Source organism: Sphingomonas sp., from assembly GCF_036731925.1.
In the GTDB taxonomy this organism is placed as follows: Bacteria; Pseudomonadota; Alphaproteobacteria; order Sphingomonadales; family Sphingomonadaceae; genus Sphingomonas.
Genome location: NZ_DAINDJ010000001.1, coordinates 84253 through 100310 on the forward strand (window position 1 = coordinate 84253; position 16058 = coordinate 100310).

The 16058-nt window shown below is 66.8% G+C and carries 11 protein-coding genes and 1 tRNA gene; 5 read left to right on the forward strand and 7 right to left on the reverse strand.

The genetic code is table 11. The annotated features are described in order from the left end of the window. Positions 1 to 125: 125 nt before the first annotated feature. Entirely contained in the window at positions 126 to 458 is a 333-nt protein-coding gene (gene clpS, locus V7E00_RS00440) for an ATP-dependent Clp protease adapter ClpS (RefSeq protein WP_064310916.1), read from the forward strand. Between the two features lie 177 nt (positions 459 to 635). Here clpS and V7E00_RS00445 read toward each other — a convergent pair whose 3' ends face one another. Next, on the reverse strand, positions 636 to 1343 hold the full coding sequence (locus V7E00_RS00445) for a Crp/Fnr family transcriptional regulator (protein ID WP_333570848.1): 708 nt from the start codon (positions 1341 to 1343) through the stop codon (positions 636 to 638). A gap of 150 nt (positions 1344 to 1493) precedes the next feature. Between V7E00_RS00445 and murA the strand changes: the two genes are divergently transcribed. Beyond that, positions 1494 to 2777 (forward strand): UDP-N-acetylglucosamine 1-carboxyvinyltransferase, encoded by a 1284-nt coding sequence (murA, locus tag V7E00_RS00450; RefSeq protein ID WP_333570849.1) that lies wholly within the window; start codon positions 1494 to 1496, stop codon positions 2775 to 2777. A 181-nt stretch (positions 2778 to 2958) separates the two neighbouring features. Here the strand turns inward: murA and V7E00_RS00455 are convergent, their stop codons facing one another. The 3 genes from V7E00_RS00455 to V7E00_RS00465 form a co-directional block, all read right to left on the reverse strand. Beyond that, positions 2959 to 5274 (reverse strand): GH92 family glycosyl hydrolase, encoded by a 2316-nt coding sequence (locus V7E00_RS00455; RefSeq protein ID WP_333570850.1) that lies wholly within the window; start codon positions 5272 to 5274, stop codon positions 2959 to 2961. A gap of 46 nt (positions 5275 to 5320) precedes the next feature. Next, complete coding sequence (locus V7E00_RS00460; RefSeq protein ID WP_333570851.1) at positions 5321 to 6544, reverse strand: GGDEF domain-containing protein; 1224 nt, start codon at positions 6542 to 6544, stop codon at positions 5321 to 5323. A gap of 148 nt (positions 6545 to 6692) precedes the next feature. Beyond that, entirely contained in the window at positions 6693 to 8198 is a 1506-nt protein-coding gene (locus V7E00_RS00465) for an acetyl-CoA hydrolase/transferase family protein (RefSeq protein WP_333570852.1), read from the reverse strand. 215 nt (positions 8199 to 8413) lie between these two features. On the opposite strand from V7E00_RS00465, the gene V7E00_RS00470 reads away from it, so the two are divergent. Beyond that, the gene (locus V7E00_RS00470) at positions 8414 to 9310 is read left to right on the forward strand and encodes an iron-containing redox enzyme family protein (RefSeq protein WP_333570853.1); all 897 of its coding nucleotides are present in this window, start codon (positions 8414 to 8416) and stop codon (positions 9308 to 9310) included. A 48-nt stretch (positions 9311 to 9358) separates the two neighbouring features. Here the strand turns inward: V7E00_RS00470 and V7E00_RS00475 are convergent, their stop codons facing one another. After that, the gene (locus V7E00_RS00475; protein WP_333570854.1) at positions 9359 to 10675 is read right to left on the reverse strand and encodes a cystathionine gamma-synthase family protein; all 1317 of its coding nucleotides are present in this window, start codon (positions 10673 to 10675) and stop codon (positions 9359 to 9361) included. Between the two features lie 243 nt (positions 10676 to 10918). Between V7E00_RS00475 and katG the strand changes: the two genes are divergently transcribed. Further along, positions 10919 to 13126 (forward strand): catalase/peroxidase HPI, encoded by a 2208-nt coding sequence (gene katG, locus V7E00_RS00480; protein ID WP_333570855.1) that lies wholly within the window; start codon positions 10919 to 10921, stop codon positions 13124 to 13126. Positions 13127 to 13189: 63 nt separating this feature from the next. Here katG and V7E00_RS00485 read toward each other — a convergent pair whose 3' ends face one another. Next, on the reverse strand, positions 13190 to 14380 hold the full coding sequence (locus tag V7E00_RS00485) for a DUF2171 domain-containing protein (RefSeq protein ID WP_333570856.1): 1191 nt from the start codon (positions 14378 to 14380) through the stop codon (positions 13190 to 13192). Positions 14381 to 14603: 223 nt separating this feature from the next. On the opposite strand from V7E00_RS00485, the gene V7E00_RS00490 reads away from it, so the two are divergent. Beyond that, positions 14604 to 14679: transfer RNA gene (locus V7E00_RS00490), tRNA-Ala, on the forward strand. A gap of 32 nt (positions 14680 to 14711) precedes the next feature. On the opposite strand, the gene V7E00_RS00495 is transcribed toward V7E00_RS00490, so the two are convergent. Next, entirely contained in the window at positions 14712 to 16058 is a 1347-nt protein-coding gene (locus tag V7E00_RS00495; RefSeq protein WP_333570857.1) for a HAMP domain-containing sensor histidine kinase, read from the reverse strand.

Consider the following 16058-nt stretch of genomic DNA (forward strand, 5'->3'; position numbering starts at 1 on the left):
GCTACGGCGGCTGCCCTTTTTCTTGTCCACAAAATGCGGTCCGCCCGGCGCGACGCCTTGCCCTTGGGGGCAGCGCGACATATTTTGCGACCCCTATGGTCGAGCTTCGTACAGTTGAGATTCGGATGGCCGAGGATGGCGACCAGGACGATCGCGGTAACGACAACGCGGTCGGCATTGCCACGCGTACCCGCACCCGCACCAAGAAGCCGACGCCCTACCGGGTGTTGATGCTCAACGACGATTATACGCCGATGGAGTTCGTCGTTCTCGTCCTGCAGCGCTTTTTCCGCATGAACATCGAGGAAGCGACCCAGGTGATGCTCCACGTGCACCAACGCGGCGTGGGCGTTTGCGGGGTGTTCAGCTACGAAGTCGCCGAGACCAAGGTCTCGCAGGTGATCGACTTCGCCCGGCAGAACCAGCACCCGCTGCAGTGCACGCTGGAAAAGGCCTAGGCGCCCTGGCTGCGCCGTTTTTCTCGGCGGTGGGTCATCCCCAAAGCACAACACCCGTCATCCCCGCGAAGGCGGGGATCCATTGGCGCTGAAACTTCGGTTCTTTCCCCAGCGCCCTCGCAAATGGATTCCCGCCTCCGCGGGAATGACGATCGAGGAGGAGGCTTCCCGCACGGCTCACCGCGCCGGCGGCAGCCAGCGCAGGTCGAGCCCTTCGTAGCGATTGACGTAGTTCGCGGCGCCGGCCAGCGCCGCGCGGTCGAGCAGGGTGACTCGGCCGCCTTCGCGGGCGATCATCCCTTCCTCTTCGAGCTGGCGCAGCATGCGGTTGACGTGCACCGCGGTGAGGCCGGTCGCATCGCCGATTTCCTCCTGCGTCAGCCCCAGCGTATATTCGCGGTCGATCGACTTGTCGGTCGCCCGCAGCCGATTGCGCAGGTCGAGCAGCAGCGCCGCGACCCGCGCCTTGGCGCTGGTGCGGCCCAGTGCGGCGAGTCGGTCGGTCAGCGCCACCCGCTCGATCTGGCTGTAGACCAGGATCATCGCGGAAAGCCGCGGATGCTGCTGCATAATTTCCGACAGCGCTGCCCGGTCGAACGGGCAGACCACCGTGTCCGAAAGGGCACAGAGCGTCTCCGGCGCTTCCTGATAGATGGCGGAGGAAATACCGAGCATGTCGCCCGGGAACAGGAATCGGAGGATCTGCCGGCTGCCGTCGTCCAGCAGCACGTAGCTCATCATCAATCCCTTGCGGAGAATGAACAATTCTCCGCATGGCTCGTTCTCACGCTGCAGGATCGCCCCGCGCCGGATGTGGCGCTGGCGCAACTCGAGCGCATCCAGCGCCTCGCGCTCCTTTGGCGTGAGCGCGATGAACTCGCTCAAAACATCGGCAAAACAACTGGCTGACACGCTCTGCACTTTCCCCCGGGCCCTCCTGCAAAGCAGCGCAACGAAATCAGTGCATTAAAATCGATCAAGCCCCTCCAGCAGCCCACCGCTTGCGCGGACGCGCAGAGCGGCTAGAAGCTCGCCATGGACCGTATCCTCATCCGCGGCGGCAATCGGCTTGCCGGCAAGATCGCGATTTCCGGCGCGAAGAACGCCGCCCTCACTCTGATGCCGTGTGCGTTGCTCACGGATGAGCCACTGACGCTCAGAAATCTGCCACGGCTGGCAGACGTCGACAGCTTCGGACATCTACTGAATGAGCTGGGCGCATCGACCTCGGTAGAGGGCACGCGACCGAACGAATTCGGCAGAGTGCTCTCGGTGCGCGCCAGCCGGTTGACCTCCACGGTCGCGCCCTACGACATCGTGCGCAAGATGCGTGCCTCGATCCTGGTACTGGGTCCGCTGCTCGCGCGCGAAGGCGAAGCGACCGTGTCGCTGCCCGGCGGGTGCGCGATCGGCAATCGTCCGATCGACCTGCACCTCAAGGCACTCGAGGCGATGGGCGCCGAAATCGAGCTCAGCGCCGGCTATGTGAAGGCGATCGCGCCGGGCGGCCGGATTTCGGGTGGCCGCTTCCGCTTCCCGGTGGTCTCGGTGGGTGCGACCGAAAATGCGCTGATGGCGGCCTCCACCGCGCGCGGCGCCACCGTGCTCGAAAACGCGGCGCGCGAGCCCGAGATCGTCGACCTGTGCAACCTGCTGGTCGCAATGGGCGCAGTGATCCGCGGCATCGGTACCGAAACGCTGGAAATCGACGGCCGCGACCGGCTGCACGGCGCCACCTACGCAGTGATGCCGGACCGCATCGAAGCCGGCAGCTATGCCTGCGCGGCGGCAATCACCGGCGGCGACGTCGAGCTGGTCGGCGCATCGGCGGAGGACATGCGCGCGACGCTGGACGCCCTGGTCGAGGCGGGCGTCACGGTCGAGGAAAGCGCCAGCGGCGTGCGGATCGCGGCCGATCATGGCCTGCGCCCGCTGACGCTGAACACCGCGCCCTTCCCGGGCTTCGCCACCGACATGCAGGCGCAGTTCATGGCGATGCTGTGCAAGGCGGACGGGGCGAGCACGCTCACCGAGACGATCTTCGAGAATCGCTACATGCACGTGCCCGAGCTGACGCGCATGGGTGCCGATATCGAAGTGCACGGCCGCACCGCGATCGTGCGCGGCGTACCGAAGCTCACCGGCGCACCGGTGATGGCGACCGACCTGCGCGCCTCGATGAGCCTGATCCTCGCCGGCCTCGCGGCCGAGGGCGAGACGCAGGTCAACCGCGTCTACCATCTCGACCGCGGCTATGAGCGGCTGGAAGAGAAGCTGCAGGGCGTCGGCGCCGATATCGAGCGCGTCGGCGACGGCTGAGGCGCTGGATCCCACTCCCCACCGGGGAGGGGGAGGGCCCGCTGCCGAAGGCGGTGGGAGGGAGAGGGGCAGTGCTGCGGGCAACCAGCCGCGCGGCGCGCATGCGCGCCGCTCACCCTCTCCAAGCTGCGCTAGGCGCTGAAGCGCCAAGCTTCGCTATCCTCTCCCTCGAGGGAGAGGATCAGCGCGACATCGAGAACGGCCGCCCCGCCATCGGTACGACCGCCCGGTTCGGCGTCGCCTGCATCGTGAAGCGCAGCTCGCCGCCGCGCATCAGCTCTTCGTGCGTCACATATTCCCGGTCTAGTTTGCGGCCGTTCAGCGTGACGCTGCCGACATAGCGATTGGGATCGGACAGCCCGGGCGCGCTGATCGTGAAGCGCTTGCCGTTGGGCAGCGTCAGCGTAGCCTGCTGGAGGAACGGGCGCCCCAGCACATATTGGTTCGAGCCCGGCGCCACGGGATAGAAGCCGAGCATCGTGAACACCAGCCAGGCGGACATCTGGCCGAGATCGTCATTGCCCGCGAGCCCGTCGGGCGTCGGCTTGTACTGGCTGTCAACGATCTGCTTCAGCCGTTCCTGGGTCCGCCAGGGTTGGCCGGCATAGCTGTACAGATAGGCGACATGGTGGCTGGGCTCGTTGCCGTGGATATACTGGCCGATCAGCCCGGCAATGTCCTCGGCATGGCTGTAGTCGAGCCTGGAATTGTCGAAGTCGAACATCGCGTCGAGCTTGCGGACCACCGCCGCATCGCCGCCCATCAGGCGGAACAGGCCGGCCTGGTCCTGCGGCACGAACCACGAATACTGCCAGGCATTGCCCTCGGTATAATCCGAGCCATAGTTGATCGCGGTGGGGTCGAAGGGCTCGCGATAGCCGCCGTCGCTCTTGCGGGCGCGGAGGAAGCCGGTCTTCCCGTCGAAGCTGTTGCGCCAGTTCCCCGCACGCTTCTCGAACGTTGCGGCGAGATCGTCGCGGCCCAGCGCGCGGGCCATGCGGGCGATGGTCCAGTCGTCATAGGCATATTCGACGGTCTTGGAGGCGGCTTCCGGCTCCTTGTCGATCGGCACGTAGCCAAGCTTCTGGTACCAGTCGAGCCCGCCATAAGGGCCGTAGGTGGCGCTTGCCACCATGGCGTCGAGCGCCGCCCCGGCATCGAAACCGCGCAGGCCCTTGAGATACGCATCGGCGATCACCGGCACCGCATGATAGCCGATCATCGTCCAGGTCTCGCGGCCCTGGAACTGCCAGACGGGCAGGATGCCGAAGGGGCTCGCCTGCTGGCTGGCGATCAGCGACTTGATGATGTCGCGGTTGCGCGCTTCGGGCTGGACGAGCAGCAGCAGCGGATGCTCGGCGCGGAAGGTATCCCAGAGCGAGAAGGTCGAGTGGAAGGTGAAGCCCTCGGCCTGGTGGACCTGATCGTCGGGCCCGCGATAGCGGCCGTCGGCGTCGGAGAAGACGCTGGGCGCCATCAGCGTGTGGTAGAAGGCCGAGTAGAAGTTGCGCAGCGCCTTGGGGCTGCCCTGCGCTTCGATCGCACCCAGTGCCTGCCGCCAGGCCGCAGTGGTGCGGGCGTGGACGGCGTCGAAGTCGCCGGATTCCGTGGCGAGATTGGCGAGCGCCGCATCCTCGTCGACGCTGGAAAGCGCAACACGCAGCTCCAGCGGCCGATCCAGCACACCGAAATCGAGCCGGGCGACGATCGAGCGCCCCTGGAGCTGGACGACACCATCGTCGCCCCGGCCAGGACCCTGGAAGCCGCGATAGGGCACCTTGCCTTCGGTATCGACAAAGGCGTGGGCCTTGAGCGGCGCCGAAGGGCGGATCGCGAAGAACAGCTTGCGGGCCGGCGCCCAGCCGCGCGTCTCGCGTGCGCCGGTGATCGTCCCGTCCGGCCGCACGCGCACCGACGACCACAGGATCTTGCCCGGATAATTGTAGAGCGAGCTCCGCAGATCCAGCACCAGATGCGCGGCCTTGCCCATGGGGAAGGCATAGCGCTCGACCCCGACGCGCGTGCCTGCCGTCATCTCGGCGCGGACGCCCTGGTCCTGCAGCGTGACCGCATAATAGCCGGGTCGTGCGATCTCGTCGGCATGGGCGAAGCGCGAACGATAGCCGGAGCCCGGCTTCCTGGGATCGCCCGGCTCGAGCGGCACGATGTCTCCCGCAACCGGCGCGATCAGGAAATCGCCGAGGTCCGAATGGCCGGCGCCGGAGAAATGCGTCAGCGAGAAGCCCTGGATGGTCGGATCGTCATAGCGGTAGCCGGCGGCGTGGCCGTAGCATTGGCGGATCTCGCAGCCGGTATCGGTATCGGGGCTCAGCTGCACCATCCCGAACGGGGCGACCGCGCCGGGGAACGTGTGCCCTTCGCCGCCGGTGCCGACCAGCGGATCGGCGTGCTCATAGCCGGTCTGGGCGGCGAGCGGCGCCGCGAGAAGCGACGTGGCGGCGAGTGCGAGCGCGGCGCGCTGGAAAGTCCCCTGCATTGCCAAGGCTTAACTGAGCGACGCCAAGGGGGGAAGTCGTCTGGCGTCACTCGGCCGCGAGGGGCAGCACCATCGCTTCGCGGCTGGGTGCGGCGACGACACGATTGCGGCCGCCTTCCTTCGCCTGGTAGAGCGCGGCATCGGCCATGCCGAGCAGGTCGGCCACCGCGCGGGTGCTTTCGGGCATGGCGGCGACTCCGAACGAGGCGGAAACCTTCGCCTCGTGCATGGCGGACAGAGCTTCGATACGTTCGCGCAGGATTTCCGCCTTGGCGACGGCTTCCTCGAGCCGGCACTCCGGCAGTATCACCAGCAGCTCCTCGCCGCCATAGCGGCACGCGACGTCGGAGGTGCGCAGCGCCCCCAGGATCGTCGCGGCGGTCTCCCGCAGCACCGAATCGCCCACGGCATGGCCGAACTCGTCATTGAGCTTCTTGAAGTGATCGAGGTCGATCATGATGACGGACAGGTGTGTGCCGCTGCGCTCGGTAAGGCTGGCATAGCGGCCGAGCGCGTCTTCCATGTAGCGGCGGTTGTACAGCCCGGTCAGCGGATCGCGCAGCGCCTGGGTGCGCAGCTTCTCGCGCAGCGCGATGTTGGAGACCGCGAGCGACATGGCGTCGGCAATCGCGGTGGCCAGCGGCTGGATGCGCGTCAGTTCCGCTGCCGCTTCCGGCAGATCGGTGGCGATCTTCAGCATGCCCTGGATTTCGCCGTGCGCGGTCATCGGCAGTTCCAGCACCGTGGCGGAGCCGAGATGGTGTTCGCAGCGCAGCGCGCCGCAAGTTTCCGCATTGAGGTGCGGCTTGCCGCGCTTCAGCGCCCAGCATTGCGAAGGCGCGAGCATCGGGCGCAGCGTATCGGCGTCCGGCCAGTGCCAGCTGGCGGACAGCTCCAGCCGGTCCCGCGAATTGTTGAAAACGTAGAGCGCGCCGCCGAATCCGGCGAGCAGCGAATCGATCGTGGCGCCCAGTACCGCATTGGCATCGGCATAGCCGTTGGCGCTCTGCAGCATTTCGGTCATGCGGAACAGGTGGTTGATCTGCTTGCGCTCCAAATGGGCGCGATCCGCTTCTTCCCGCCGCTGCCGAAGCGCGTTGATCGACTGGGGCCCGCCCAGCAGCAGCAGCAGCAGGGCCACCGCGGCGCCGCCGAATTCCAGCGCACCGTCGATCACGCGAGCATCGGGCGTGCTGACGAAGGGATGGGCAAGATGCGCCAGCACCATGATCACCACCGCAGCCGATGCCGCGACAACGCGTCGCCGCAAGGACCGCTCAAGCGGGTCATATTGCCGTGTCGTCTGATTTCGTCTCACGCGCTGCGGCCCTTTGCCGCGGCGGATTTCGCCGCGACGCAAGGCCATTATAGCGACCGGCTGCGGCCGGCGCGTCCCGTGGAAGCGACCCTAGGTAGTTCTACAGCATCGATCCCGTATCGATGAACCGCTGGTGCAAGGCAAGCGCTTCGCCGGGGAGCATCGGCGTCTGCTTGCCGTAGCTGCCGGCCAGCGCGCGTTCGTAATAGTCGCGCAGCATCGGCTTGTAGCTCGGGTGGGCGCAGCGTTCGATCACCTGCTCGGCGCGCTTGCGCGGTGCCATGCCGCGAAGGTCGGCCAGGCCCTGTTCCGTCACCACGATCTGCACGTCCTGTGCGATGTGATCGACATGGGAGACGTGCGGGACGATGGCGGAAATCGCCCCGCCCTTGGCCGTGGAAGGCGACATGAAGATCGAAATATAAGCGTTGCGCGCGAAGTCGCCGGATCCGCCGATTCCGTTCTGGATGCGCGAACCCATGACGTGCGTGGAATTGACGTTGCCGTACAGGTCCGCCTCGATCATCCCGTTCATCGCCAGGCAGCCGAGGCGCCGCACCACTTCGGGGTGGTTGCTGATTTCCTGCGAGCGCAGCAGGATGCGGTCGCGGAACCGATCGAGATCCTGGTTCAGCCGTTCGGCGGCGGTGGGGCTCAGCGAGAAGGCGGTGCAACTCGCCATGCGCAGCTTGCCGGCGGCGAGCAGGTCGAGCATCCCGTCCTGCAGCACCTCGGTATAGGCCGTGAGGTTCTCGAACGGCGCGGTCATCAGCCCGGCGAGCACCGCATTGGCGATGTTGCCCACGCCCGATTGGAGCGGCAGCAGCGACGGCGGCAGCCGGCCCTTGCCGACTTCGTGGCGGAAAAATTCGATCAGGTGCTGGGCGATGGCGATCGCGCTGGCATCGGGCGCGGCGAAGGGCAGGTTGCGATCGGGGGCGTTGGTCTCGACAACCGCGATGACCTTGTGCGGATCGCAGCGCAGCGTCGGCTGGCCGATGCGCTGGTCGGGCGCGGTGAGCGGGATCGGCACGCGGTTGGGCGGCAGCGCCGTGCCGTAATAGATGTCGTGCATCCCCTCGAGCGCCGGATTTTGCCAGTGGTTCACCTCCAGGATCACGCGCTTGGCAACATCGAGCCAGGTCTTGTTGTTGCCGACCGAGGTGGAGGGTATCAGCGAGCCATCCTCGCGGATGCCGGCGACTTCGATCACCGCGACGTCCAGAGCCCCGAGAAACCCTTCCCAGGCGAGCGGTGCGACCTGGCTGAGGTGCAGGTCGACATAGTCCATGTCGCCTGCATTGATCTTCTCGCGGGCGATGGGATCCGAATTATAGGGCAGGCGTGCCGATATGCCGTCGACGCGCGCCAGCGCGCCGTCCAGCTCCGGGCCGGTCGACGCACCGGTCCACACCTTGAGCCGCATCGGCTTGCCGGCGGCGTGTTCCGCCTCGATCTGCGCGGCGAGCGCGATCGGCACCGCCTTGGGATAGCCGGAACCGGTAAATCCGCTCATCCCCACCGTCATGCCGTCGGCAATGAACGAGGCAGCGTGCTCGGCCGTGGTGACCTTGGCGGCGAGTCCGGGGTGCGCGATACGGGTCATGGATCCTCTCAGGGCTGCATCGTTGGCGGCCATGCAGCCCTATCGAGCCGCGTGCAATTGTTGCAATTACCTACTTGGCCTTGGCGAGTGCATCCCATGCATGCGGCGCGGCAGGTGACAATCCTGCGACAGCCAACTGGTTGATCTAGTTAAGGGGATCGGAACTCCCCCGCGCGGCCGGGGGTTTAGGCGGCCAAGCAGGAGAGAGTTTTCCCATGGCAACGCTCGCGCGCGACTTTGCGCCACGCATCCGTTCGCAGTTTCTTACCGACAGCTTCCAGCGCGGCCTCGCCCACTGGAATCGGGAGCGGCTCGAACCCGGCTTCCCTTCCGACGACTGGCAGCGCCTGTTCGAGCGCGACGTTCGCATGGAGCGGCTGCAGGGCGCGTTCCTCGAGGAACTGCGCGCCGAAGTGGCCGATGAAGCGGCCGAAGCACCCACCGACGTCGAAGGCTTCATCGCCTGGTTCGAAGAACTGAAGGCGACCGGGCCGGGGCAGGGCGATCCGCTTTTCCCATGGCTTGCCGCGGAGGCGGACCGAGACCAGCTTCGATGGTTTTTCGAGCAGGAAGCCGCCGGTGAGGCGGGGTTCGACGATCTGGTCGCGATGACGCAGGTCAAGCTGCCGACACGCCCAAAGCTGGAACTCGCCCGCAATTACTGGGACGAGATGGGCCATGGCACCGAAAAGGGCATGCACGGGCCGATGCTCGATGCGCTGGTCGAGACGCTCGCCGTTACCCCGGTGATCGAGAACACTGTCTGGGAAAGCCTGTGCCTCGCCAATGCGATGACCGCGATGGCGAGCAGCCGGCGCTATGCCTGGCATTCGGTGGGTGCGCTGGGCGTGATCGAACTCACTGCGCCGGGCCGCTCGGCGGCGACGGCCGAGGGGCTGAAGCGCGTCGGGCTCAGCCCCAAGGAAGCACGCTATTTCACGCTGCACGCGGTGCTCGACATCAAGCATAGCGAGGACTGGAACCGCGAGGCGATCCGCCCGGCAGTGGAAGAGGATCCGCGGCGGGCGACGGCGATGGCCGAAGGCGCGCTGATCCGTCTGCGCTGCGGTGCGCGCTGCTTCGAGGCCTATCGCGATCGGCTCTGGGGCTGACCTGACGCACGTCGTCCCCGGGGCCGGGCCCCGGGGACGACGCTCTGTTCAAACCGCCTTCAGCGCATTCTCGAAGTCTGCGATCAGGTCGTCGGCATCCTCGACGCCGATCGAGATGCGGACCAGATTGTCCGTGATGCCCAGCGCCTGCTTGCGTTCTTCCGCCACCGACAGGTGCGTCATGCCCGCCGGGTGGCTAGCCAGCGTCTCGGTGCCGCCCAGGCTCACTGCCAGCTTGGCGATCTTCAGCGCATCGAGGAAGGCGAATGCCTCCTTCTCGCCGCCCTTCAGATAGAGCGAGAAGGTCGAGCCCGCGCCGGTGCAGTGGCGGCGATAGATGTCCGCCTGGCGCTTGTCCTCGCCGCGCTCGAGGAAGCCGAGATAGCCGACCTTCTCCACCTTGGGATGGCTCGCGAGGAATTCGCACACCTTGGCGGCATTTTCGCCTGCGCGGCTCATCCGCAGCTCCAGCGTTTCCAGCGAGCGGAGCAGCATCCAGGCGGTGTTGGGGTCGCAGATCGTGCCGATCGTGTTGCGCATCAGCCGGATGGTGTTGATGTGCGCCTTGGTCCCGAGCACGCCGCCTGCCACCAGGTCCGAATGGCCGCCGGCATATTTGGTCAGCGAGTAGACGACGATGTCGGCGCCCTGGCGGAGCGGCTGCGCCCAGAGGGGGCCGAGGAACGTGTTGTCGATCGCGATCGGCGGCTTGTTGTCGCCCGTGAAGATCGCGTCGCGGCTGGCGGCGACCGCTTCCACGTCGACTAGTGCGTTGGTGGGGTTGGCGGGGCTTTCCAGATAGATCAGTGCGACATTGCCGGTCGCTGCCTTGGTCAGCACCGCGTCGATCTCCTCGCGGGTGGCACCGGCGGGGAAATCCAGCCAGTTCACCCCGAAGCGGCCGAGGATGCGCGAGATCAGCGTCTCGGTCGCGGCATAGAGCGGCCCGGAATGGACGATCGTGTCGCCGGGCTTGACCATCGACAGGAACAGCGTCGCGATCGCCGACATGCCCGAGGAAAAGGCCAGCGCGTCCTCCGCCTCTTCCCAGACGGCGAGGCGGTCCTCCAGGATCTCCTGGTTCGGGCCGTTGAAGCGCGAATAGACCAGCCCCTCGGCACCGCCCGGCCGCTTGCCGGTCACGCCCTCGAAGTGGCGCTTGCCCGCCGCGGCATTGGGGAAGACGAAGGTGGAGGTGAGGAAGATCGGCGGCTTCAGCGCGCCTTCCGAGAGCATCGGATCATAGCCGTGCCCCATCATCATCGTCGCCGGCTTGAGCTTGCGATCGCCGATCTTCTGGAGATCGCCCTCGGGGCGGGCGCGGGGGGTCCCGCCGGTCAGATCGGCTTCGGTGGCATCGGTCATTAAGGCTCTCCGGTGTCAATGTTCTGGCGATGGTCGCAACTGTAACCAATTCTGGCAGGCAATCCATCCACGCGCCAACAATCGTTCGCTGCGCCGCTATCGCAGGGCAAGTCAACCATACGCAAAGCTACTGCGGGCCGATGGAATACTCGATTAGTGTCTGCGAGCTTATCTGTTTTTTCAATTCCGTGGCCCGTGGCAGCGTATGGGCACATTCAACGCCTGTCCCCAGTGAGGTTTCCCATGAACGCTGAATCCAAATGCCCGATGCATGGTGGCAAGATGGAGGGCAACGCCGTCCTGTTCGACATGACGAACCGGACCTGGTGGCCCAACCAGCTCGACCTTTCCGTGCTCCACCAGAACCCCCCCGCCGGCAATCCGATGGGCGCCGGCTTCGATTATGCCGCCGAATTCCAGAAGCTCGATCTGGCCGCCGTGAAGGCGGACATTTTCGCGCTGATGACCGATTCACAGGAGTGGTGGCCCGCGGACTTCGGCCATTATGGCCCGCTGTTCATCCGCATGGCGTGGCACAGCGCCGGCACCTATCGCATCGGCGACGGCCGCGGCGGCGCGGGCTCCGGCACGCAGCGTTTCGCGCCGCTCAACTCCTGGCCGGACAATGCCAATCTCGACAAGGCGCGGATGCTGCTGTGGCCGATCAAGCAGAAGTACGGGCGGGCGCTGTCCTGGGCCGATCTGCTGATCCTCACCGGCAATTGCGCGCTCGAGTCGATGGGCTTCAAGACCGCCGGCTTCGGCGGCGGCCGCGCCGACGTGTGGGAGCCGGAGCGCGACATCAACTGGGGCCCCGAGCGCGAATGGCTGCAGACCAGCGACAAGCCGGGCGGCCGCTATTCGGGCGAGCGTGACCTGTCCAACCCGCTGGCGGCGGTGCAGATGGGCCTCATCTACGTCAATCCGGAAGGGCCGGACGGCAATCCCGACCCGCTGCTCGCCGCGCACGACATCCGGGAGACCTTCGCGCGCATGGCGATGAACGACGAGGAAACCGTCGCGCTGATCGCCGGCGGCCATACCTTCGGCAAGACGCACGGTGCTGCCGACCCGAGCCAGTATATCGGCGCAGAGCCGGAAGGCGCGGGGCTGGAGATGCAGGCGCTCGGTTGGTCCAACAGCTATGGCACCGGCAATGCCGGCGACACGATCACCAGCGGCCTCGAAGTCACCTGGACCGAGACGCCGACCCAATGGGGCATGGGGTTCTTCAAGAACCTGTTCGAGTATGAGTATGAACTCACCAAGAGCCCGGCCGGCGCACACCAGTGGGTGGCGAAGGACGCAGGCGAGGTGATCCCGGACGCGCATGATCCGTCGAAGAAGCACCGCCCGACGATGCTGACCACCGATCTCGCGCTGCGCTTCGACCCTGCCTATGGCCCGATCTCGCGGCGCTTCTACGAGAACCCGGACCAGTTCGCCCATGCCTTTGCCGAGGCCTGGTACAAGCTGACCCATCGTGACAGCGGCCCCCATGCCAAGCTGCTCGGGCCGGAAGTGCCCGCCGAGCCGCGCCTCTGGCAGGATCCGGTGCCTGCAGTGGATCACCCGCTGATCGACGCCGCCGATGTCGCGGCGCTGAAGGCGGAGATTCTTGGCTCGGGGCTTTCGATCGCGCGGCTGGTGAAGACCGCCTGGGCATCGGCCAGCACCTATCGCGGTTCGGACAAGCGCGGCGGCGCGAATGGTGCACGCATCCGCCTTGCCCCGCAAAAGGACTGGGCGGTGAACGAGCCGGCAGAACTGGCCCGGGCGCTCGGCGTGCTGGAGGGCATCCAGGCAAAGTTCAACGCTGGCCAGGCCGGCGGGAAGAAGGTGTCGCTCGCCGATCTGATCGTACTCGGCGGCACGGCTGCGGTGGAAGCGGCGGCGAAGAAGGCGGGGCATGACCTGTCGCTTCCGTTCGCGCCGGGCCGCACCGATGCGACCGAGGCGCAGACCGACGCGCACAGCTTCGAAGCGCTTGAGCCCAAGGTCGACGGCTTCCGCAACTATGCCGCCGACACGATGGGCTGGTCCGAAGAGGAACTGCTGGTGGATCGTGCCGCGCTGCTGACGCTTACCGCACCGGAAATGACCGTGCTGGTGGGCGGCCTGCGTGTGCTGGGCGCCAACCATGGTGGCTCCCGCCACGGCGTGTTCACCGAAACCCCGGAAACGCTGACCAACGACTTCTTCCGCAATCTGCTGCGCACCAGCTTCACTGCCAAGTGGGAAGCGCAGGGCGACGGCAGCTTCGTCGCCAGGGATCGCAAGACCGGTGAGGCCAAGTGGACCGGCACCCGCGCCGATCTGATCTTCGGCTCCAACTCGCAGCTGCGGGCGCTGGCCGAAGCCTATGCGACCGATGATGCGGCGGCGGCGTTCGTGGAAGCGTTCGGCAAGGCCTGGACCAAGGTGATGAACGCGGACCGCGTCGACTTCTAACGCAAACAGGAAGGGGGCCGCCCGGCACTGCCGGACGGCCCCCTTTTTTGGCTTCAGCGGACCCTAGTAGGTGCCCTTGAAGCTCGAATTCAGATTGCCGGTGGTGCTCCAGTCCTGCGAGCTGTCGCGCGTGGCGCTCTGGTCCGTGGTGGTGGCGGTGGACTTGGTCTTGTCCTCACCGAACATCGCGCCCGACTGTTCCTCGTCGCGCCAGTGATTCTTGGCTTCCTCGGCGGTCTTGCGCAGGGTCACCTTGTCGTCGACGGTCTGGATCCAGCGCGACGGGATCGAGTGGTGACGACCCTCGGCATCCGTGTCGTTCTTGGTCAGGATGATGCGGTCGCCGCGCACCTTGTCGACGGTGCCGACATGGCTGCCGTCCGAACCCAGCACTTCCATATGCTCGGTCACGCGACGGAGCGAATCGCGCTGGCCGGTACGCTCGGTGCGGAAGCTGTCGAACTCGCTGTGGAAACGCTGCGCATTTTCGCGGCGATATTCGTCATAGTCGCGGTCGAATTCCTGGATCCGGCTGCGGCGCCATTCGCCATAGTGATTGTCGGCATGGCCTTCGCTGCGCGCCTGCTGCTCGTCATAGCGCTGATCCTGACGACGGCGGCGTTCTGCCTCCTCGTCCCCGAACCACGAGCGGACCTCGTCGCCCGCGCGGTCGAAGAAGCCGCGGTCCCGGTCATAGCCGCGCAGGTCGTTGCCGCCGCGGTCGCGGTCATAGCCGCGCGCACCGTTGCCGCCGCGGTCGCGGTCATAGCCATAGGCGCCGCGATCCTGATCCTGCCGCCCGTAGCTGCTGCGGCCCTGATCCTGCTGGCCATAGCTGCGCGCGAACGAATCCCGGCTGCCCCAGTCGCTGTTGCCATAGGTGCGCTGGCCATAGTCGCGCTCGCGGTCCTGGCCCGAATAGCCGCCGTAATTGTCGTAGCTGCGCGAGCCATAGTCGCTCCAGTCACGGTCGCCGTCATTCCAGCCGCTGCGTTCCTGGTTGCGCTGGCCATAGCCCTGCGCGCCGTAGGTCGAGCGATCCTGGTTGCGCGAGTCCGAGCGTCCGCGGTTCCAGTCATCGCGCTGGTTGCGGTCCCGGCCGCGTCCGAGTTCGCCGGCAGCGGCATAGTCGCGCGCGCTGCTATAGGTGTAATCGCGGCCGGAGCCGTAATCGCGACCATAGTCGCCCTGGCTGCTGCTGTCGTTGTAGCCGGTGGGGCCGTACGGGCCGTAGCGGTTGTTGCGGTCGTCCATCGTATCTCTCCTGCTGAGATTTCGGCGGCTGCGGCATGCTTGCCGTCACGCGTCGTCCAAGCGAGCGGAGGGGCGGATGGGTTCCGCGAGTTTAACCTGCGTCACAGGCACTTCGCCGCGCGCAACGCAAAAGCATCCGCCAGACGCGACAAGCCGGTTGCATCGCACGTTTCGGCTCGCTAAGGGGAGCGCCTTCCCGGGTCCAGCCCGGGATCAAGGCGGCGGGGCTGTAGCTCAGATGGGAGAGCGCTGCAATCGCACTGCAGAGGTCAGGGGTTCGATTCCCCTCAGCTCCACCAGCCGCCCTTTTCTGTTCCTGAAAATCTGAAGATCAGGCGGCGAGTGCCAGCCGCAGGGTCACGCGCAGGCCGGGGGCCGCGTCTTCCAGCACCAGCGTTCCATGATGCAGCCGCGCAATCGCGATCGCGAGCGGCAGGCCGAGGCCATGCCCGCGCGTGTTCCGGCTGGCGTCCAGCCTGCCGAAGCGCCGCAAGGCACGATCGCGCTCTGCGGCGGGGATACCGGGGCCGTCATCCTCGATGGAGAGCAGCGCCATGCGGCCCTCGCGGCGCACCGCCAGCCGGATCGTCGTTCCCGGCGGCGTATGGATCACGGCGTTCTCGACCAGGTTGACCAGCAACTGGGTAAGGAGGCGCGGGTCGCCATCGACGGGTATGGCTTCCGCCGATGGAGCGGGCATGAAGCTGCGGCCGCCTTCGGTTACCAGCAGCGCCAGTCCTTCGCCGACCTCCGCCGCGAGTGCGGCCAGATCCAGCCGCTCGAACCCCGCACGACGCTCGCCACCCTCGATTTCGGTGATGCGCAGGATCGCCGCGAACATCGCGAGCAGTTCCTCGCTCTCCGCAACCGCATCCGCCAGTTCCTCCCGCACCGGTGCCGCCTCGGGTGCGTCGGCCAGCGCTGCGAGGCGGCCATGCAGCCTTGCCAGCGGGGTGCGCAGATCATGCGCAATGTCATTGGAGATGCTGCGCATGCCGATCATGAGCTCGCCGATCCGGTCGAGCATGCGGTTGAACGTCACCGCCAGCCCGCCGAACGCGCTGCCGGGCCGGTTCACCGGTACCCGGGCGCGCAGGTCGCCGTCGATGATCGCCTCGGCGGTGCCGCCGATCGCGGCGATGTTGACGCGGATCGCACGGATCAGTGCGAAGGTGCCGATCAGCAGCAGCACCACCACCGCGCCGAAGCCCATCGCAAGGATCCGGATGCGCCGGTGATCATGCTGGTCGATCGGTTCGCTTTCCGCGACCAGTGCCAGCGTCTCGCCGCCGGGCAGCCGCTTGACCAGGGCCCGGCCGCGGCTGAGGCCGGGAATTGCCGCATCGTGCCGGAGCGTCGAGATGCCGATCGGCAGCGGACGCGCGGGCGCGATGTTGCCGGCGATCACCCGGCCGCGTGTGTCGCGCAGCAGGAAGCCGATGTCGGCGCTCTCACGCTCGCTGCTCTCGCGGGCGATGCGCCGGGCAATTTCGGGCAGGTCGGCATTGCGTTCCAGCAGTTCGCGCGCCTCGGCCTGCAGGCGCAGGTCTACCTGATGGTCGATCGCGTCGAGCAGTGCGAGGTATACGCCCACGCCGGCGAGCGTCGTCGCGGCCGACAGACCGAGCGCGAAGGCGATCGCGATCCGGCCGAGCGAATGGAGGCGCCGCGGCGGCAC

What these genes read in the sequence shown, in the direction of transcription:
- clpS (WP_064310916.1), top strand. Translation starts at nt 126, where the DNA reads ATGGCCGAGGATGGCGACCAGGACGATCGCGGTAACGACAACGCGGTC.
- V7E00_RS00475 (WP_333570854.1), bottom strand. Translation starts at nt 10,675, where the DNA reads ATGACCGATGCCACCGAAGCCGATCTGACCGGCGGGACCCCCCGCGCC.
- V7E00_RS00465 (WP_333570852.1), bottom strand. Translation starts at nt 8,198, where the DNA reads ATGACCCGTATCGCGCACCCCGGACTCGCCGCCAAGGTCACCACGGCC.
- V7E00_RS00485 (WP_333570856.1), bottom strand. Translation starts at nt 14,380, where the DNA reads ATGGACGACCGCAACAACCGCTACGGCCCGTACGGCCCCACCGGCTAC.
- V7E00_RS00470 (WP_333570853.1), top strand. Translation starts at nt 8,414, where the DNA reads ATGGCAACGCTCGCGCGCGACTTTGCGCCACGCATCCGTTCGCAGTTT.
- katG (WP_333570855.1), top strand. Translation starts at nt 10,919, where the DNA reads ATGAACGCTGAATCCAAATGCCCGATGCATGGTGGCAAGATGGAGGGC.
- murA (WP_333570849.1), top strand. Translation starts at nt 1,494, where the DNA reads ATGGACCGTATCCTCATCCGCGGCGGCAATCGGCTTGCCGGCAAGATC.
- V7E00_RS00455 (WP_333570850.1), bottom strand. Translation starts at nt 5,274, where the DNA reads ATGCAGGGGACTTTCCAGCGCGCCGCGCTCGCACTCGCCGCCACGTCG.